14 protein-coding genes are annotated in these 19235 nt (G+C 64.5%); 3 read left to right on the top strand and 11 right to left on the bottom strand.

Translation table 11 applies throughout. The features are described 5' to 3' along the window. The first annotated feature begins 162 nt into the window (after window positions 1-162). Complete coding sequence (locus J3481_RS13320) at window positions 163-2967, top strand: transglycosylase domain-containing protein (protein WP_206832622.1); 2805 nt, start codon at window positions 163-165, stop codon at window positions 2965-2967. 13 nt (window positions 2968-2980) lie between these two features. Here the strand turns inward: J3481_RS13320 and J3481_RS13315 are convergent, their stop codons facing one another. Next, window positions 2981-5308 (bottom strand): endonuclease MutS2, encoded by a 2328-nt coding sequence (locus J3481_RS13315; RefSeq protein WP_206832621.1) that lies wholly within the window; start codon window positions 5306-5308, stop codon window positions 2981-2983. Window positions 5309-5408: 100 nt separating this feature from the next. Here J3481_RS13315 and J3481_RS13310 point away from each other — a divergent pair, with 100 nt between their 5' ends. Continuing rightward, window positions 5409-5759, top strand: a complete 351-nt coding sequence (locus J3481_RS13310) for a phage holin family protein (RefSeq protein WP_206832620.1) — start codon at window positions 5409-5411, stop codon at window positions 5757-5759. 27 nt (window positions 5760-5786) lie between these two features. Here the strand turns inward: J3481_RS13310 and J3481_RS13305 are convergent, their stop codons facing one another. The 4 genes from J3481_RS13305 to pheS form a co-directional block, all read right to left on the bottom strand. Further along, window positions 5787-6350 carry a CvpA family protein gene (locus J3481_RS13305; RefSeq protein ID WP_206832619.1) on the bottom strand — a complete coding sequence of 188 codons (564 nt, stop codon included), beginning with the start codon at window positions 6348-6350 and terminating at the stop codon, window positions 5787-5789. Next, window positions 6347-6634 (bottom strand): cell division protein ZapA, encoded by a 288-nt coding sequence (locus J3481_RS13300; protein WP_008337626.1) that lies wholly within the window; start codon window positions 6632-6634, stop codon window positions 6347-6349. The genes J3481_RS13305 and J3481_RS13300 overlap by 4 nt, the downstream gene beginning before the upstream one ends. A gap of 103 nt (window positions 6635-6737) precedes the next feature. Further along, complete coding sequence (pheT, locus tag J3481_RS13295) at window positions 6738-9149, bottom strand: phenylalanine--tRNA ligase subunit beta (RefSeq protein ID WP_206832618.1); 2412 nt, start codon at window positions 9147-9149, stop codon at window positions 6738-6740. Between the two features lie 25 nt (window positions 9150-9174). Further along, window positions 9175-10221: a phenylalanine--tRNA ligase subunit alpha gene (pheS, locus tag J3481_RS13290; protein WP_206832617.1), complete on the bottom strand. Its 1047-nt coding sequence runs from the start codon at window positions 10219-10221 to the stop codon at window positions 9175-9177. A 188-nt stretch (window positions 10222-10409) separates the two neighbouring features. Between pheS and J3481_RS14890 the strand changes: the two genes are divergently transcribed. Then, window positions 10410-10544 (top strand): hypothetical protein, encoded by a 135-nt coding sequence (locus J3481_RS14890; RefSeq protein WP_268884360.1) that lies wholly within the window; start codon window positions 10410-10412, stop codon window positions 10542-10544. 50 nt (window positions 10545-10594) lie between these two features. On the opposite strand, the gene purK is transcribed toward J3481_RS14890, so the two are convergent. The 6 genes from purK to J3481_RS13260 form a co-directional block, all read right to left on the bottom strand. Next, window positions 10595-11782: a 5-(carboxyamino)imidazole ribonucleotide synthase gene (gene purK, locus J3481_RS13285; protein ID WP_328702149.1), complete on the bottom strand. Its 1188-nt coding sequence runs from the start codon at window positions 11780-11782 to the stop codon at window positions 10595-10597. Next, window positions 11754-12266 (bottom strand): 5-(carboxyamino)imidazole ribonucleotide mutase, encoded by a 513-nt coding sequence (gene purE, locus J3481_RS13280; protein WP_206832615.1) that lies wholly within the window; start codon window positions 12264-12266, stop codon window positions 11754-11756. The genes purK and purE overlap by 29 nt, the downstream gene beginning before the upstream one ends. 25 nt (window positions 12267-12291) lie before the next feature. Further along, entirely contained in the window at window positions 12292-13359 is a 1068-nt protein-coding gene (locus J3481_RS13275; protein WP_206832614.1) for a class I fructose-bisphosphate aldolase, read from the bottom strand. Window positions 13360-13408: 49 nt separating this feature from the next. Continuing rightward, complete coding sequence (gene pfkA / locus J3481_RS13270) at window positions 13409-14368, bottom strand: 6-phosphofructokinase (RefSeq protein WP_206832623.1); 960 nt, start codon at window positions 14366-14368, stop codon at window positions 13409-13411. Between the two features lie 89 nt (window positions 14369-14457). Continuing rightward, complete coding sequence (gene ppc / locus J3481_RS13265) at window positions 14458-17178, bottom strand: phosphoenolpyruvate carboxylase (protein WP_206832613.1); 2721 nt, start codon at window positions 17176-17178, stop codon at window positions 14458-14460. A 122-nt stretch (window positions 17179-17300) separates the two neighbouring features. Continuing rightward, window positions 17301-19067: a methyl-accepting chemotaxis protein gene (locus J3481_RS13260; protein ID WP_206832612.1), complete on the bottom strand. Its 1767-nt coding sequence runs from the start codon at window positions 19065-19067 to the stop codon at window positions 17301-17303. Window positions 19068-19235 lie beyond the last annotated feature (168 nt).

The raw sequence follows: 19235 nt of genomic DNA, 5'->3' as shown, positions 1-19235 counted from the left end.
AAGTTCACCCAACAGGTGACGACAGGGGGCGCCAGAACTGCCCCGGACCCTACGCTTAAGGTCATTGTCTCTGGGGATACCCCAGCAACTCAACCCTGAGCTTGGCGTGTGTGTTCATGAAGAACTGACTCTAAACCATTTCATACGAGGAGGGCGATGGGTGTGAACGGCAACGATCGCCGTCCCACGGACCGCGGGGACAAGCCCCGAGCACGTGCGCGCTCCCAATCCAGGCACCCCGTCTTGCGCCATTCGGTGCGCGCGGCGCTTCTCGCGGTCGGAAGCGTTTGCGGCTTTGGCGTGGCGTTCGGCGTGGGCTACGTGGCCTCCATGTTGCGCGGACTGCCCAAGGTGAGCGCCGCCACATTCAGCAATAACAGCGCGGCTTCCGTGGTGTACGACGATGAGGGACGCGTGATCGGCCAGTTCACCGGCGACGGCGACCGTCAGCCCATCGCGTCGCTCGCTCAAGTTTCCCCGTATCTCGTGCAGGCCTTTGTCGCCGCGGAGGACAAGACGTTTTTCACGAACATCGGCATCAATCCGCTCGCCATGGGCCGGGCCTTTCTTCAGGATCTGCTGGGGCATCGCATCGAATCCGGCGCGAGCACCATCACGCAGCAGACGGTGAAGCTGGCGGTCTTCCCGGAACAGGAACGGACCTTGAAGCGAAAGATTCAGGAGATCGCGCTCGCGCTTGAAGTTTCGCACGTACTCAGCAAGGACGAAATTCTCACGGATTATATGAACTGGGTCTACATGGGCCGCATGGGAACGGACACTGTGTACGGCGTCAAGCGCGCCTCCGAGATCCTGTTTGGCAAAGAACCGAGCGATCTCTCGCTCGCCCAGGCGGCCCTGCTCGCGGCGATTCCGAACAATCCGTCCTACTTCTCGCCGTACCAGTTCCCGCAGCACGCCCTGGCCAGGCAGCATTACATTCTGGACCAGATGTTGCAAAACCACATGATCACCAAGCAGGAGTACGACGACGCCTACCGCCAAGATGTGCTGAAGACGCTCAAGACGCCGCCCATGAACGGCCTGCCGGCCCATCCCTACCTTCTCCTGGACGAGATCAAACCGCTGGTCATTCAGGATCTCTTGCGCGCAGGCATGTACGACAGCGCGCAAGAGGCGGAGTCGGCTCTTCCCGTGGCCGGGCTCAAGATCTATACCACCATCGACCTGCCGATGCAAACGGAGGTCGAGAAGATCTTGAGCGACCATGAGCTGTTCGCGGGAACCGACAAGACGTACAGGCTGCCGAACGGCAAGACTGCGACGGACCTGTACGAAGCCGGCTTCGCCATCATCGACAATCACACCGGGGCTGTCCTGGCAGTCGGGGGCGGGCGCGACTATCTTCGCGACGCCATCGATCACGCCGACCTGCCGCGTCAGCCGGGATCGTCGATCAAGCCGCTCCTTGATTATGGGCCCGCCATCGACACGGGCCTCATCACGGCGGCGTCCGAGATGTACGACGCGCCGACGCGGTTTCCGGGCGCCAGCGGGCAGCCGGCTTACGAGCCCCACGACGACGAGCCGGGATTCGCAGGCCTCATGACCGCGCGCGTGGCGCTCTACGAGTCGCGGAACGTGCCGGCCATTGACGTGCTGTCCGTGCTCACGCCGCAGGTGGGATTCTCGTACCTGAGCAAAATGGGGCTCGGTCCAGGGGCCACGACGTGGCTGGGCCAGCCGACGGTCGTCGCGGATGACGAGAACCACCTGGCCGCCGCCATCGGCGGTCTCGACAACGGCGTGACCGTCCTGCAGATGACGAGCGCCTACTCGACGTTCGCCAATCAGGGCGTATGGCATCAGAGTTATCTCATTCGCCAGATCACGGACGGATCGGGCCGAGTGCTGTACCAGGTCGATCCCGCCACGCATCAAGTGTTCACGCCGCAGACGGCGTATATCATCACGAACATGCTGCACGATGTGGTGTATCACCAAGGCGGCACGGCCACGGCCGTGGGCGCGCGATTTCCGGGCCAGTACATTTCGGGGAAAACGGGGACCACCGATTCCCTGGGGGACGGATGGTTCATCGGCTACACGCAGGATTACACGGCCGGCATCTGGATGGGCTATAACAATCACGAGGCCATCGATCCCGCCCATTACAACCTGAAATTCACGCTTTGGAGCGATATCATGGCTCCCATCCTCGCGGATCATCCCGCGAAGAAACCGTGGCCGGTCCCGCCGGGAATCGTGTTCCGCACCGTGTCATCGACCAGCGGGCTGTTGCCGACTCCGCTTTCGAAAGCGTTTGGAGGCACGGAGAACGATCCGTTCGTGCAAGGCACCGAGCCGACCACCTACGACGACGTGGCGGTCGCGGCGAAGTACACCGTCGTCGGCGGAAAGAAGGTGCTCGCGACCACGCACACCCCGCCGGGAGACGTCGAGATCGGCACATTTATCAAATTGCCGACCTCGCGGATCGTCGACTGGTCGCACAAGATTCCGAACGGCGTCACGGCGGACACGCCCTATCTTCTCCCTTCGGCGCTCGACCCGCGGGGAGGTCTGCCGCTCGACGCCGGCACGGCGCCGAATATGGCGAACCCGACTCAGCTTCAGGCGCCGACGGGCGTGTTCGGCTACTTCGACGGCGCCCAAGTCTGGCTCGGTTGGAACAGTGTTGCAGGAGCGACCCAGTACCTCATTTACCGTGCGAGCGGGCTGAACAAGCCCTACGAGAAGATCGGCACCAGCGCATCGACCAGCTTTGTCGATTCGTCGCCGCCCCAAGGGGCATCCGTCGCTTATTACGAAATCATCGCGGAGTCCAACCTGTCGCTGTCGGCGCCATCGCGAGCGATTGCGGTGCCTCTTCTGCCCCCCGGCTCCACGGGCGTGGCGAACGACATGAACAGCGCCAACAGCGCCGGATCGGGCGGAGCGGGCGACTCCAACGCGCCGGACGCCTGGGCCAACGGGTTGCCGTGAGACCCGCGGAGGATCAGGTTCGCACATGCACCACGGTGGCGCCGTCGCCGCCCTCTCCCGGCCCCGCCGGTTCACTCGATTGGACATGTGGGTGTTCACGCAGGTACCTGCGGATGGCATTGCGGAGCGCGCCGGTTCCCTTGCCGTGGATAATGACGACGCGCGAGATCCCCGCGACGACGGCGTCGTCGAGATATTTGTCAATCCGACTGATGGCGTCGTCCACGGTCTCGCCGCGCACGTCGAGTTCCATGCGCACGTCCTTGGCGCTGCGGAACCGCGTCACGGGCGCGGCCTGGGACGGCGCCTCACCCACGACCTCGAGGTCGCGCGCGTCCACCTTCATCCGCATCGCGCCCAGTTGCACGATCGCCGCCCGGCCGTCCGCCGCCACCTCCACCACGTCGCCCTTTTGCCCCAAAGACAACACGCGCACGCGCTGGCCCGGGCGCACCTCGGCCCGCGATGACCGCCGCGGCGCCGTGCGCCGCTCTGTGGGTTCAGCTCCCTCCAGCCGTTTCCTCAGCTCGACCAGCTCGTGATCTTTGACAGAGGCGCGATCGCGCATACTCCGGATTTCCCGTATGACGGCATCTGCCTCGCGGCGCGCCCGTTCCACCACCTCGCGCGCTTCGCGTTCCGCCTGTTCGCGCAGAGACGCCCTCGACGCTTCCCAGGCGGCTTGTTGACGAAGGAGATCCGCCTCCCGCTCCCGCGCCTCTCTCATCGCTCGTTCCGCTTCGTCCCGCAGCCGCTCCGCTTCGCGGCTCGCGGCTTCCAGCTTCCCGATGAGCTCCTCCACGTGGACGTCCGACTCCGCCACGTGCGATCTCGCCCTGTCGAGGATGTCCTTCGGCATGCCGAGTCGCTCCGCGATGGCGAGGGCGTTCGAGCGGCCGGGGACGCCCATCAGCAGCCGGTACGTGGGCCGCAGCGTCTCCACGTCGAACTCCATACTCGCGTTTTCAGCGACGGGATTGCGGAACGCATACCCCTTGAGCTCCGCGTAGTGCGTGGTGGCCACCACCCGCGCGCCGACGGACGTGAGGTGGTCCAAAATTGCGATGGCGAGCGCAGAACCTTCGGCCGGATCGGTTCCCGCGCCGAGCTCGTCCAACAGCACAAGGCTGTCCTCGGTCACCTTTTCGAGCATGTCGATGATCCGCCGCATATGGGACGAAAACGTGGACAGATTCTGCTCGATGCTCTGTTCGTCGCCGATATCGACGAACACGTGCCGGCAGAAGCCGATTTCGCTCTCCCGCCGGGTCGGCAAGAACAGCCCTGACATGGCCATCAAGGTGAGCAGTCCGATGGTTTTGAGGGTGACCGTTTTCCCGCCCGTGTTCGGCCCCGTGATGATCAGCAGCCGAAACCGGTCGCCGAGCTCCACGTCGATGGGCACGGCGTCGCGATGAAGCTTGGGATGCCTCGCCCCGGCGAGGCGCCAAACGCCTTCCGTCAGCCGCGGCCGCTTTCCGTCCACCTTGCGCGCATACGTGGCCTTGGCGAAGACGAAGTCGATGTCCGCGGCGACGCCCAGATTGCGCAGGAAATCGTCCGCCACCTGCGCGACGGCGGCGGCGAGCTGGTACAAAAGGCGCTCCACCTCGCGTTCTTCCAGGACCTCGATCTCGCGCAGGCGCTCCGTCAGTTCCACCACCGCCCGCGGTTCGACGAAGACCGTCGACCCCGACGAGGACACGTCGCGCACGATGCCAGGGATTTGCCCCTTGTGCTCCACGCGCACGGGCAGGCAGTAATGCTCGCCGCGCATCGCGACGACCGGCTCCTGCAGATACTTCGCCTGTGTCCGCAACAGCCGCTCCAAGACCGACCGGATCTCCGCCTCGCGGCGCCGCTTCTCATCCCGCAGCCGAAGCAGCGCGGGACTGGCGTGATCGATCACCTGTCCGTCCTCGTCGACCACCTGACGAATGTCCTGCTCGGTCCTGCGCAAATCGGCCATCGGCGCCACCGTGCCGACCAGAAGCGGGAAATCGCCGGCTTCACCCGCCCGCTCGACGAACTGGCGCATGGCTCGCATGCCCGCGATACAACGGGCGATCCGATTGGCCTCGTCCGCGGATATGGTGCCGCCTCGGCGCGCGCGCTCCACAACGTCGTGCAGGGATTCAATGCCTGCCAATGGCGGCGCACCCACGCGATACAGCATGCGCACCGCCTCATCCAGGCGCGCGAGTTCGGCTTCCGCCTCGGCGCGCTCCACGAATGGCGCCATCGCCCTCGCCCGGGCCTGTCCAAGCGACGTCTGCGCGCATCGGGCGATCTCGTCGCGCACATATCCATATTCCAGCGCGTCCAGCGCGCGTTCGTCCATGTCCCGCACTCCCATACATCCGAATCCAAAATTCCCACTCATCTTACCACATAGGGTGACATCTCCCGAACCATGCTATAGCGCAGAAAGGGGGATATCCATGAACGTGCTTGGCCATATCGTCCGATTCATCGTCTCCGCTTTGGTCCTCTTGTTCGTCGGCCACATCGTGCCCGGCTTTCGAGTGATGGGCTTTTGGCACGCCATTCTCGCGGCCATCGTCATCACACTGCTCGGCCTGGCGATGGAAGCCATCTTCGGCCGCCGAATCTCGCCCTATGGCCGCGGCATCATCGGGTTCATCTCCGGCGCGGTGGTCATCTATGTCGCACAACTTCTCGTCCCCGGCATGCACGCGAGCATTCTCGGCGCGCTGTTGGCATCGCTGGTCATCGGGATCATCGACCTGTTCGTGCCGACGACGCTGCGCGGCTCGCGCCACGAAGAATGAGGATAGGACGCATCGGGCGCAGGTTCATCACCTGCGCCCGATGGATGCATTCAGCTTCGTTTTCCCGGGCAACACGTCGGCGAGCCAGGCCGCAACCGCGCGATCGAACGCCTGACTGTCAAGCGCTCGGCAGATGGCCGATCTGGCCACCTGCCGTTCCACCGACGGAGCCCGCACGTAAGGCAGCACCAACGCGATGACGTAGACAAATACCCCCGCAAGAACCAAACCCGCCGCGAGTCCGGCGAGCCGATTCAGTCCGGACAGAACCGGCAGGCTGAACAGCGCGTCCACGAGCCCCGCCGCATACCTCAGCATCAGAAAGACGACGAGAAAAACCACCGCGAACGAGATGGCCCCGGACAGATTGCCGAGCACAAAGGAGGCGAGCGGTGACGACGACGCGCCGGACGGGATCCCCAGGTGGGCGATGGCGGGCGCGACGTACGGCCGCGCCCAGTACGACACAAGGTACGCAATGACGCCTCCGAAGAGGCGCATCACTTGACGGACAAAACCCAGGCGGTACCCATTCAAGGCGCCGAGCAACAGGACCGCCGCCAGGGCGAGATCGAGCGCGTCCCACGTCACGACGACGACCGGCCTCCCGTCTGCTCTTCGAGGAGCGCCAAAAGCTCCTTGTAGTCCTTGCGCAGCTCGTACAGTTCGTCGGCCAAGTTGAGGGCAGCCAGCACGGCGATTCGACGCTCATCCATGTAGGAAGCCGTGGCGGCGATCTCGTTCATTGTTCGATCCACCATTTTGGCTACTTCCTGGATCCGCTCCTCCGGACTCGTCCCGCGCACCGTGTATTCGACGCCATGGATGACCACCTTCACGCGATTGACCTTTGCGCCCTCTTGGTTGTTGTCCATCCATGTCCCGCCTTTCCATCATGGCAGCGCAAGAACGGCCGCCGGAATCCTTTCGTACAACATTTCTCGCCGATGTCCGGATCTCCTGCTTGCCGGAGTCCGTTTACGCGCGCAGCTTCGCTCCAAAGGCCGCCTCCCAGGCGCGCAGTACCGTGTTCACGGCTTCGTCGATCTCGGCATCGGTCAGCGTCCTCTCCTCTTGCTGGAACCCCAGCGCCAGCGCGAGGCTCTTGTAGCCTTCCGGAACGCCCGTTCCCGTGTAGACGTCGAAGACTCGCACGAGGCGCAGAATGTCGCGATCGCTGAGAGCATCCCACGCCGCATCGACGAGCGCCTGAGCCTCCACCGCCTGCGGCACGAGGACGGCGAGATCGCGCCGGCTGGCGGGGTGGCGGGGCAGCGGGGCCACGCGCACGTCGGCCGAGGCGACCGAAGCGAGGAGGGCGAGATCGATCTCGGCGTAGACGGCGCGCTCGACCTCGTAAGCTTCCGCGACGTCCGGATGAAGCTCGCCGATGAGCCCGATGGATTGTCCGTTCGCCTGGATGGACGCCTGGCGGCCCGGGTGCAGAAACGCGCACTCGCTCGCCCGATACGTCGGCTGAACGCCGAGCCGCGCGAGCAGGGCGTCACAGACGCCTTTCGCGTCGTAGAAATCGTAGCGGCGCGGGCGCTCGAACGGATCGCCTTCCGTCTCGCCGAACCAGAGCATGCCGAGGACGGATCGCTCCTCCGGCAGCGCCGCCTGGGGCCAGGACGCCGCCAGAAACACCTTGCCCGCCTCGAAGATGGCGCCGCCCGGCACCTGGTGGGCGAGGTTATGCCGGGCCACTTCGGCGAGGCTCGGCAACAGGTGACGGCGCAGCGAGCGGCGATCGTCCGACATGGGCCGAAGAAGCGGCACGGGAACCCCGCTCGGCGAGACGGGCGCCTCGGCCTCGGGCGATGTCAACGCGTAGGTTCGCACCTCGTACAGACCCCAGTCGACGAGCGCGCGCCTCACCCGGCGCAGAAGCGGGAGATGAGCCGACGATTCGGGCGCTTCGACCGGCAGTCGCATCGATGTGGACGGAATGTGGTCGTATCCGTAGAGCCGAGCCACTTCCTCGTACAGATCCGCGGGTAACGCGACGTCCGGGCGGCGCGTGGGCACTTCGACGCGCCACTCGCGCTCCCCTTGGACGACGGTGAAGCCGAGCGACTCGAAACACGTGCGCATCTCGTCCTCCGGCACATCGACGCCGAGAAAGCGAGAACATTCCCTGGGCGAGAACGAGATGATGGTCGGCTTCGGCGCCTCCTCCTGCGCGGGGACGCGGCGCGGCGCACCGACAGGGCGCGATCCCGCGAGTTGCACCAGAAGCTCGGTCGCCCGATGCAACGCGCTCGAAACGGCGGCCGGATCGACCCCCTTCTCGAAGCGCTGCTGCGCCTCCGAGCGCAGGGAAAGGGCCTGTCCCGTCCGCCGGACGGATCGGCCGTCGAAACAGGCCGATTCCAGCGCGATCCGCCGCGTCGACGGGCCAATCTCGCTGTTTTCGCCGCCCATCACGCCGGCGAGCCCGATGGCCTTTTCCGGATCCGCAATCACGATCATCTCTGGCGTGAGCGCGCGCTCCTGCCCGTCGAGCGTCACCAGGCGCTCGCCTTCGCGAGCCTGGCGGACCACGATGGTGCGCTCGGCGATGGCGTCCGCATCAAACGCGTGCAGCGGCTGACCCCACTCGAGCATCACGTAGTTCGTCACGTCGACGACGAGATCGATGGAGCGGATGCCCATGGCCAAAAGCCGCATCTTCATCCACAGCGGCGTCTCCCGGACCTCCGCGCCTTCCAGAAGCTGCGCCTCGTATCGCGGACACCGCGGAGTCTCGAGGCGAACGCGAAGCGGCGACTCTCCCTCGACGGCCGGCGCGGGAACCGAGTGCGGGAATCGGTGCGGCCGCCGCAGGATGGCCGACAACTCGTGGACCAGGCCGCGAATCGAGAGGCAGTCGCTCCGGTTTGGAGTCAGGTCGAGATCGAGCACGACGTCGTCCAGGTGAAGATGCGGGACGATGTCCGCACCGAGCGGCAGATCGGCGGGAAGCACGAACAGCCCTTCCGCGTCCCGTTTGGGCAGATAGCGAGGCTCGAGCCCCAATTCCTCCGCCGAGCACAGCATGCCGTGCGACAGAATGCCGCGGAACTCCGCCACGCCGATCTCCACACCTCCGGGTAACTTCGCGCCCGGCAGTGCGACCGGCACCAGCTGTTGAGGCGCGGCGTTTGGCGCTCCGCAGACGATCTGCAGCTCGCGATCGCCGACATCGACCCGGCACACCTTCAACCGATCCGCGTGCGGATGCGGGTGGACTTCCAGGATCTTTCCGATCACGACGCCCTTCACGCCGCGGTTCAAGGGATCGACCGCGTCCACGGCAAGCCCGGCGCTCGTCAGGCGATCCGCGAGTTCAGCTGGCGACAGACCCGCGAGATCGAGATATTCGGCCAGCCACTTGTACGATGCTCTCACGTTGCCACTCCCTTACCAGCCCGCGTCAGGCGTGACTGAACTGTCGTAAGAATCTCAGGTCGTTCTGGTACAGCATGCGGATGTCGGAAATGCCGTAGCGCAGCATGGCGATCCGCTCCGCGCCAAGGCCGAAGGCGAACCCGGAGTATCGGGCGCTGTCATAACCCGACATGTCGAGGACGCGAGGATGCACCATGCCCGCGCCGAGGATCTCAATCCAGCCGGTTCCCTTGCACATGCGACAACCTCCGCCGCCGCAGGAGACGCAGACGAGATCGACCTCGCAGCTGGGCTCCGTGAACGGAAAGTAGCTCGGGCGAAGGCGGACGCGCTGAGAGGGACCGAACAGCGCTTTGGCGAACGCCTCGAGCGTACCCTTCAGATCCGACATCCGGATGCCCTCGTCGACGACGAGCCCTTCGATCTGCGTGAACTGGTGCGAATGGGTGGCGTCGTCCTCATCGCGGCGGTACACGCGGCCAGGGACGATGACCCGAATCGGCGTGCGGCCCCGCATGCGCTCCATGGTCCGAACCTGCATCGGCGACGTGTGCGTTCGGAGCAGCCACTCTTCCGTCAGGTAAAAGGTATCCTGCATGTCGCGCGCGGGATGGTCCTTCGGGATGTTGAGCAGCTCGAAGTTGTAATGGTCCGTCTCCACCTCGGGCCCATCCACCACGGAAAAGCCGAGGCTCAGGAAGATGTCCTCGATCTCCTCGATCACGCGCGAAATCGGATGCGCCGCCCCGACGGGGACGTGCCGCCCGGGGAGCGTCACATCGATCCGCTCGCGCTCGAGCCGCAGCGCCTTCTCCTTCGCCTCGATTTCAGCCTGCCGCGTTCGCCACGCATGCTCGAGCTCTTGGCGGACTCGATTCAGCGCCTCGCCAAGCATGCGCCGTTCCTCTGGGGCCAGCCCGCCCATCGCCTTGGAAATCTGGTTCAGCGCACTCTTTTTCCCAAGGACCTCGACCCGCCACTCGTTCAAGCCCTTGGAGTCTGAGGCGCCCGCGAGAGACGCAAGCGCGCGAGCGCGGATCTCTTCCAACTCATGGTTCCAGCTGTCACTCAACCGTGATCCTCCTCACGCGGCCCGAAGGGCCGCTCGACCTGACAAGACAAAGAGCAACTCGCCTGCCCGACGAATTGCTCTGCGCGTCTGGGTGAACGCCGTGATCGTTTCTCTGACAAAGCCATATCGTAGCACTGACCGACGGCCCGCTCGGGGCAGCCGGCAACGATCAAAGGAGGCGCATGCGCATGTACGGGATCTTCGGCGGTTACACGCAGTGGGCAGTGGTGTTCCTGATCATCTTCGTGCTCTTCTTCCTGCTCGTTCCCGCTTACGGCGCCGTCGCGACGACCAGCAGCGCGGCTCCGGCCGTTGTCTATTGATGGATGGCCCAGGCCGCCAGGGGAAGCGAATCAGCTTCCCTTGGCCGCTTTCACGGCTCGTCCCACACGCCGAACCCCTCCACCCATTGAAGCGCCTGCGCCACGTCATCCACCACCACATTCACATGGCCCATCTTGCGATCCCGTTTCGCTTCCGCTTTTCCGTACAGATGCACCTTCACATGGGAAGGCATCTCCCCCATCCGGGCGAGCAGAGGCGACACATGCTGTCCGAGAACGTTGACCATCACCACGGGCGAATACAGCCTGACATCGCCGAGCGGCAGATTGCAGATGGCGCGGATGTGCTGCTCGAATTGGCTCGTGGCACAGGCGTCAAGCGTGTAATGGCCGGAATTGTGAGGGCGCGGCGCGAGTTCGTTGATGAGGATCTGCCCGTCTTGGGTCACGAACATCTCCACCGCAATCAGGCCGACGACGCCGAGCGACGCCGCCACGCGCCTCGCGATGTCCTCCGCGCGCGCAATGACGTCCGCGGGATACCTCGCGGGCACGATGGACATGTGCAGAATGTGCCGCCTGTGAACATTCTCGGCCGGCGGAAACGCGCGCACATCCCCTCTTCTGTTGCGGGCCACGATGACCGACAGTTCCCCTTGAAACGGGACATACGCTTCCGCAATGAGCGGGTGGTCGTCAAAACCCGCGGATCGGTGGCGGTCGATGGCTTGAGCCCACTCGTGCGCGTGCCGCACCAGATCGTCCCGCGATTGGACCATCCACTGCCCCTTGCCGTCGTACCCTCCCCGACACGTTTTGACCACCATCCGCCCGCCGAACTGCTCGAAAGCCACGCCGAGATCGTCCAGGGACGAGGCGGGAACAAACGGGGTGACCGGCAGACCATGGCGCGCAAGCGTCGCCTTTTCCCGTACGCGGTGCTGGCAAATCGCCAAAAGCTCGCTCCCTTGCGGGACGTCGCATGCGTGCGACAACGCGTCCGTCACCGCCGCGCTCACGTTTTCAAACTCATAGGTGACGAGATCGCACTGTTCGGCCAGACGGCGCGCCGCGTCAACGTCGTCGTACGCCGCCACCACTTGCCCATCCGCAACTTGAGCCGCAGGCGCATCCGGCGTCGGGTCCAGCACCCGGAACCGATAACCCATGTGCCGCCCTGCGAGCGCCATCATGCGGCCCAACTGTCCGCCGCCCAGGATGCCGATGGTGGCAGGCGGGAGGACGACGTCAGCGGTTTTCGGAGGATGCGTGGACACCCGGATCGCCCCCCTGAAGCACCTGATCGCGGATCGACTGTTGACGCGCCTCCAGGCGAGCCGCGATCTCGGCATCGGTGATGGCCAGCATGCGCGCGGCCATGAGCCCCGCATTGACCGCCCCCGCGCGGCCGATGGCCATGGTGGCCACCGGCACGCCACCGGGCATCTGCACGATGGAGAGGAGCGAATCGAGGCCGCCGAGCGCAGACGTCTGCACGGGCACGCCGATGACGGGCAGCGTCGTCTTGGACGCCACCATGCCGGGAAGATGAGCGGCGCCGCCCGCTCCCGCGATGATGACCTGAATGCCGCGATCGCGCGCGGACTCCGCGTATTCGAACATGAAATCCGGCGTCCTGTGCGCCGAAACCACCCTGCGCTCGTGCGGGATCCCGAGCTCGTCCAACACGGCGCACGCGTGGCGCATCGTCTCCCAGTCACTCTGGCTGCCCATGATCACGCCGACGCGCGGCTGTGCCATAACCATCCTCCTCACTGTAGGCGCATCAGGCAAGCGTGACGTCCTTGCACAGATAGACATCCTGAATGAGGTTCAACAGCTTCACGCCTTCCGCCATCGGGCGCTGGAACGCCTTGCGGCCGGAGATGAGCCCCATGCCACCCGCGCGCTTGTTGATGACCGCGGTGCGCACCGCCTCGGCGAAGTCGTTGTCTCCCGAAGCGCCGCCGGAGCTGATGAGCCCGATTTTGCCCATGAAGCCGTTCGCCACCTGGTACCGCGCGAGATCGATGGGGTGTTCGCTCGTCAGCTCGGTGTACACGCGCTTGTCGATCTTGCCGTAGCTGGACTGGCCCATGTTCAGCGCCTGGTAGCCGCCGTTGACCTCCGGGAGCTTCTGCTTCACGATATCCGCCTCGATGGTCACGCCGAGGTGGTTGGCCTGGCCGGTCAGGTCCGCCGCCGTGTGGTAGTCGACGCCGTCCTTGACAAACGCAGGGTTGCGGAGATAGCACCAGAGCACGGTGAACATGCCGAGCTCGTGGGCCAACTGGAACGCCTCGCTGACCTCCTGAATCTGTCGCGTGGACTCGGGCGAACCGAAGTAGATGGTGGCACCGACGCCTGCCGCGCCGAGGTTCCACGCCTGTTTGACCGAGGCAAACATAATCTGGTCGTACTTGTTCGGATACGTCAGAAGCTCATTGTGATTGAGTTTAACAATATAAGGAATTTTATGCGCGTACTTGCGGCTGGTCAATGCCAACACGCCCAGCGTCGACGCAACCGCGTTGCAGCCGCCCTCGATGGCCAGCTTGACGATGTTCTCCGGATCAAAGTAATCCGGGTTCTTGGCAAACGATGCCCCGGCCGAGTGCTCGATGCCCTGGTCGACGGGCAGAATGGAGACGTAACCCGTTCCTCCGAGCCGTCCGGACGACAAAAGCCACTGCAGAGAGCGAAGAACCTGGTTGTTTCGGTTGGAGTACAGGAAGACGTCGTCCACGCTCGTCGGCGACGGCGGCGTGAGCCGCTCCTTCGGAATGGTCTTGCACTCGTGGTTCAGCAGGTAGTCCGCTTCAGCACCCAGATACTCGCGAATCTTCTCGATCACGCAATCGACCCCCTGGCGTTGTCGGGTCGCTCCTCGCCCGGAGCCCCGATTAGTTGGATAGAATCTCGGCCAACTCACACAGTTCCTGTGCAGGCTGGCGCACGGCTGCGAACACCTCGTCAAACGGCACCGCCACGAGGGCCCCGTTCTGCGTGGCGGCCATGACCGCGGTCTCGCCCTTCAGCAGAAGCTCGACGGCGAAAGCGCCCAGCCGGCTGGCGAGGACGCGATCCGACGCCGACGGCGCGCCACCGCGCTGCACGTGTCCGAGCACGGTCACGCGCGTGTCAAAGCCGGTCTTCTCCTCGATGTACTGCCCGACGTCCACGGCGCGCGCTGCGCCCTCCGCGACGACGATGATGGAGTGTTTCTTTCCGCGGGCCACGCCCCGCTGCAGCTTCGCCACCACGTCCTCGAGGTTGAACGGAACCTCAGGAATCAGCACGCTCTCCGCGCCGCCGGCAAGCCCCGCGGCCAACGCGATATGCCCGGCGTGCCGCCCCATCACCTCGATCACGTACGTCCGCTCGTGCGACGTGGCGGTATCGCGGATCTTGTCGATGGCCTGAATCACCGTCTGTACCGCCGTATCGAATCCGATGTTTGCATCGCACGCGCCGATGTCGTTGTCGATGGTGCACGGCACCCCGACGGTGGGAATCCCCATTTCGCTCAGGCGCTTGGCGCCCCGGAACGATCCGTCCCCCCCGAGGACGACGAGCCCCTCGATCCCGGCCTCGACGAGCCGCTCATAACCGCGCCTCTGCCCCTCTTCGGTCATAAATTCCTTGCAACGCGCCGTAAACAGGCATGTACCGCCGCGCTGAATGATGTCGCCGACCGATTCGATGGGCATTGGACGAAAGTCGCCGTCCAACAGGCCCGCATATCCCCTGCGAATGCCGACGACCTCCAGGCCGTGGTAGATGGCCGTGCGGACCACGGCGCGAATGGCCGCGTTCATGCCAGGCGCGTCGCCTCCGCTCGTCAAAACGCCTATCTTTTGAATGGCCAACACCCCCAACGAGGACACCTTCATGGTAGACGACGATCGCAATTTGCGCAATGAACTGCGTTCGAGTCCGGCCGTTTCCGCCCTCAGCCCGTGTTTCGCAGGCCCGCGGCGATGCCGTTGATGGTCTGCAAGGCATCGGCGAGCTCCGCTTCTCGTTCCTCCGGCAAAAGCCCCTCCCGCCGCAGATCGGCCAACAGGCGCACCTGGAAGAACGACAGCGGATCCACATACGGGTTGCGGAGAGAGATGGACTCGCGGATGACGGGCCTGTTGTCCAGCAGCTGGCGGTAGCCCGTGATATCGAGCACGGCGCGCTCCGTGCGTGCGTATTCCTCCTCGATCAGCGGAAAGATGGCCTCGCCGGCCTCCCCGGCCAATTGCGCGTACTCCCTCGCCACCAGCATGTCCGCCTTGGCCAGCGCCATCTGCAGATTGTCCACCAAGGTGCGAAAGAACGGCCACACCTCATACATCCGCCGGAGATCGTCCAGCGCGCCGTGGTCTTCCCGGATGACGGCCTCGATAGCCGTGCCGAACCCATACCACGCGGGCAACAGGTGTCGGCTCTGCGTCCAGGAGAACACCCAGGGGATGGCGCGCAGGTCCTCGATTCGCGCCGACTGCGAGCGGCGCGACGGCCGCGAGCCAATGTTCATTTTGCCGATCTCGTCGATGGGCGTCGCCCGATGAAAGTATTCGAGAAACGCAGGATGCTCGAACACCAGCCTGCGGTAGGCGCGGAAACTGATCTCCGACGCCCGGTCCAAAAGCTGAAACCACCTTGGGTGTCGCTGCGCCCACTCCTCCGTGTCCTCGCGGGTTGCGCCCACCAGCACGGCCGCAGCCGAGGACTCCAGGGACCGCTCGGCGATGCCCGGGTGCCCATATCGCTGCGAAATGACCTCGCCCTGCTCCGTGATCTTCACATGCCCCCGCAGCGCCTCCGTCGGCTGCGCGAGAATGCTCTGCTCCACCGGGCCGCCTCCCCGCCCCAACGCGCCGCCGCGTCCATGAAAGAACTTGATCCGGACGCCGTAAGCCTCCGCCAGGCGGATGAGATGCTTTTGCGCCATGTACAACGACCAGTTGGCTGTGAGATACCCGCCGTCCTTGTTGCTGTCGGAATAGCCAAGCATGATCTCCTGTTGCCACCCGCGCATCTCCAGATGACGGCGGTACACCGGGTTCTCAAACAGCGACCGCATGATGCCGGCCGCCGATTGCAGGTCCTCGATGGTCTCGAACAATGGAACGACGTTGATCTCGCTCTTGGGCGGCGCCTTGGGCCCATCCGGCCAGCCGAACAAGCCGGACTCCTTGGCCAAGAGCAACACCTCGAGCAGGTCGCTCGCGCCCTGCGTCATGGAGATCAGGTAATCCTGCACGCACCTGGGGCCGAAGGTCTCGTGTCCGCGCCGCACACAGTCGAGCACGGCAAGCGCCTCGGTGGTGAGGCCGGAATACACGTGATAGGGGTTGCGGATCGGCCGAGGCGACGCGAGACATTCGGACAGCACGCGCACGCGCTCGTCCTCGCTGAGCGAGGCGTAATCCTCCACCAGACCCGCGGTCTGCAACAGCTCCGCCACAGCCTGCTCATGCACGCCCGAGTGCTGACGGATGTCTAGCGTCACCATGTGGAAGCCGAAGATTCGAAGCTGCAACAGAAACGGGCGCAGCCACGCGTCCACCATGCGCTGACCGCGGTGGTGTTGGAGCGATCGCGCCATCCGCTCCACGTCTGCCATCATCGCTTCGGGCGACGCGTAGTAGGGCCCGTCCACGTGTTCGCCGTGTAAGCGGCGGCGCGTGTTCTGAAGCCGTTCGAGCATCTGGTTGATGAGCGCCCGGTAGGGTTCGTCGTTTTCCCCGTCCAGCGCAGCCAGGAGATCTTCGTCCGCGCCGGCGCGATCGACGGACACGCTCAAATCGCGCCCGAGTTCTCGCAACTTTTGCTCATATTTGTTCAAAGCGAGATCGCAGTGGAGGACGAGCGTCTGCCACGTGATGTCCGCGGTGACGTTGGGATTGCCGTCGCGATCGCCCCCCATCCACGAACCGAAGCGGATGAGCGGCGGAAGTTCGAGAAGCTCGCGCCCAAACTGTTCTTCTATCGCCTGCTCGAGCTTCTGGTGCACGCGGGGAAGGACGTCGAACAGGATTTGGTCGAGAAAGTAAAGGCCATTCCGAACCTCATCCAGTACCGTGATCCGCTGCTTGCGCACGGATCGGGTCTGCCACAGCGCGACGATCTCGGTGCGAATTCGCTCCCGCAACACGTCCAGCTCCCTGGGCGTCTTGCGCGGATCGTCCATCTCCTCGAGAAAGGCCGCGATTTTCGTGTGCTTGTCGAGCACGGTGCGGCGCAGCGCCTCCGTCGGATGCGCGGTCAGCACGAGCTCGATCCCGACCTCCCGCAGGAGCACCTCGATGTCGTCGGCGGTCATGCCGCGATCGGCCAACGTCCGCATGGTTTCGCGGAAGGACCCGCGCAACACCTGCTGGGACCGGTCGTAATCCCTGTGGCGCCTGAGCCGGTGGTTTTGTTCCGCGAGGTTGACCAACTGAAAGTAGACCGAAAAGGCGTGAATCACGTCGTTGCGGTGCTCGGGCTCCACGGCCGCGACCGCGGCCTGAAGCGCCGCGCGCGTCGCGGGCGACGGATCCGCGCGAAAGGCCTTCGCCGCCATGCGAATGGCCTCGACGTGATCGAAGACGCGCTGGCCGCATTGCTCCACCAGCACTTCTCCCAGCAAATCCCCGAGGACGCGTATGTCCCGGTGCAAGGGTGCGTCGTTCGCCAACGAGATACCCTCCTGTCCTCTCCACTCCAAGTGTCGAATGTCTCTTTGTTCTCCGTATCAGGTTACAACGTCGCCGAAGCTTCGCGCAACGAACGCTCGTCCCAAAACTGAGAAACTTCGCCCTAGACCTGAAATCTGCCGATGAGCGACTGCAGATCCTGCGCGCGCTCGCTGAGCGAGGCGGCGGTCGACGCAATTTCCTGCATCGAGCTCGCCTGCTCTTGAGAAGCGGCCACCACGCTCTCCGACTCCCTGGCCGCCTGCTGGGCCAACTCGACCACCACGGCCATATCGCTCGACATGTGGTCCGCCTGCGCCACGATGGTTTTGGTGGCGCCCGCAACTTCCTCCACGCGCGCCGCCACCTCCGCCATCGACGATCGGATGCGAGCGAACGTGCGCTTCGTCTCGTCGGCCACCGCCGCGCCCGCCTCCACCTCCGAGGTGACCGCTTGAATGGACTGGGCCACCTCGTTCATCGACCGGACCACATGTTCGACAATGCCGTGAATTTCGCGCGCCGCCTCGGCCGACGCCTTCGACAGACTTCGGACCTCGTCCGCCACCACGGCAAAACCCCGGCCGTGATCGCCCGCGCGGGCGGCCTCGATGGCGGCGTTGAGCGCTAGAAGATTCGTCTCGTCGGCGATGTGCATGATGGCTGCCACAATCTGACGAACGCTCTCGGAGGCCTCCGCGGTTTTGCGCATGACCTCCGCGGCGTCCGCGGCTCGCCGCCTGATGGCCTCCATCTGGCGCCCCATCTCGTCCATCACCTGCGTGCCCGTGTCGGCCTCCGCGTCGGTCCGCTCCGCGGTCTCGTGCAGCGCCTCGGCCAGGCGCGACACCTTGCCGATCTCGCCCTGCACCTGGGAAACCGCCTTTGAAGTGTCCTCGATTTGCTTCGTCTGCTCCTCGGCGCCCGCCGCCACGTGCTCGATGGAGCGCGCGATCTCGGCCGTCGCACGCATGAGTTCGTCGCTGCTCGCGGACAATTCCTCGGCGCTCGTGGCCACGTGCTCCGACGCGCCCGCGATGGCGCCGATGAGCGTCCTGAGATTGCCGACGAGCTGGTTCAGGACGCGGGCGAGATCCTCGATTTCATCGCGCGTCCTGACCTCAACCGGGCGCACGCGCAGGTCCCCCTGCGAAACCCGGAGCGCCATCTGCCGCAGCCGCATGATGGGCCCCGACATCGTCACGGCCAGCGTGGCACTGCCCGCGAGCCCAATTCCGATGGCGACGAGCGACACGACGGTGCTCCAGATGAAGGTCTGCGCGAGCAATCGATTGACATTCGCGGCGGCCGCGTTTTTCACGGCCTGCTCGTCTTGGGTGAATTCGGAGAGACTTTGGATCAGAGGCTGCAGCGTGTTGCTCGTGAACATCGCCTGCGCATCGGACAGACTGGTGGACGCAAGGCGGAAAGCGGTCTCATTTTGATCCAGGATCTGTTGCCACTCCGACTGGAACAGGTCGAGAATCGCCTTGTCGTTCGCGCTGACAGGCTGACGCTGCAAAACGCTCAGGTCCTGTTGGACGCGGGCGAGATCGTTCTGATAGTCCTGGAGGTTGAACTGCGCGTTGTCTCCATTGGGCGTGAGCAGGTAGAGCGCCCCATCGTTGTCCGCGGTGACGATGTCATAGTCAAACTGCCGGATGAGATTCAACACGCTGTCGGCCTGTTCGAGCTTTTGCACCGATTGATGCAACTGATGGACCAAGACGCCGTTCATCACGCCGAGGGCAAGAAGGAGCAGGGTGACGAGGCCGGTATTCACCAGGAACTTTTGGCGAATGGTCAGCGTCGGAAGCAGATCCATGAGCCGCTGGCCGAGTTTGCGCAGGCGGCTATCTGGTTGCACTGGGATGTCGTCATAGGTGGACATGGCGAACCTCCAACCGGACGATTCGTCGGCCGCGACGGGAGACGCCCGTGGGCCGTCAGGCTCTCTCCACCTACCGTGAAAATGGCAAAAAAGGAACCCGGACCTTCCCTTCGTCAATCATGGAATATTGTGGATATTCTTTTCAGGAGGCTTCCTCTGCGACGATGA

The sequence above is a fragment of the Alicyclobacillus fructus genome (genome assembly GCF_017329605.1).
GTDB classification, from domain to species: Bacteria; Bacillota; Bacilli; order Alicyclobacillales; family Alicyclobacillaceae; genus Alicyclobacillus; species Alicyclobacillus fructus.
Note: the sequence above shows the minus strand (reverse complement) of the source record. Positions and strands in the feature narration are given on the sequence as shown.

Bases quoted from the DNA above. Each gene is read 5' to 3' on its own strand.
- J3481_RS13315 (WP_206832621.1), bottom strand. From the start codon at position 5,308: ATGGACGAACGCGCGCTGGACGCGCTGGAATATGGATATGTGCGCGAC.
- J3481_RS13310 (WP_206832620.1), top strand. From the start codon at position 5,409: ATGAACGTGCTTGGCCATATCGTCCGATTCATCGTCTCCGCTTTGGTC.
- J3481_RS13300 (WP_008337626.1), bottom strand. From the start codon at position 6,634: ATGGACAACAACCAAGAGGGCGCAAAGGTCAATCGCGTGAAGGTGGTC.
- J3481_RS14890 (WP_268884360.1), top strand. From the start codon at position 10,410: ATGTACGGGATCTTCGGCGGTTACACGCAGTGGGCAGTGGTGTTCCTG.
- purE (WP_206832615.1), bottom strand. From the start codon at position 12,266: ATGGCACAGCCGCGCGTCGGCGTGATCATGGGCAGCCAGAGTGACTGG.
- J3481_RS13260 (WP_206832612.1), bottom strand. From the start codon at position 19,067: ATGTCCACCTATGACGACATCCCAGTGCAACCAGATAGCCGCCTGCGC.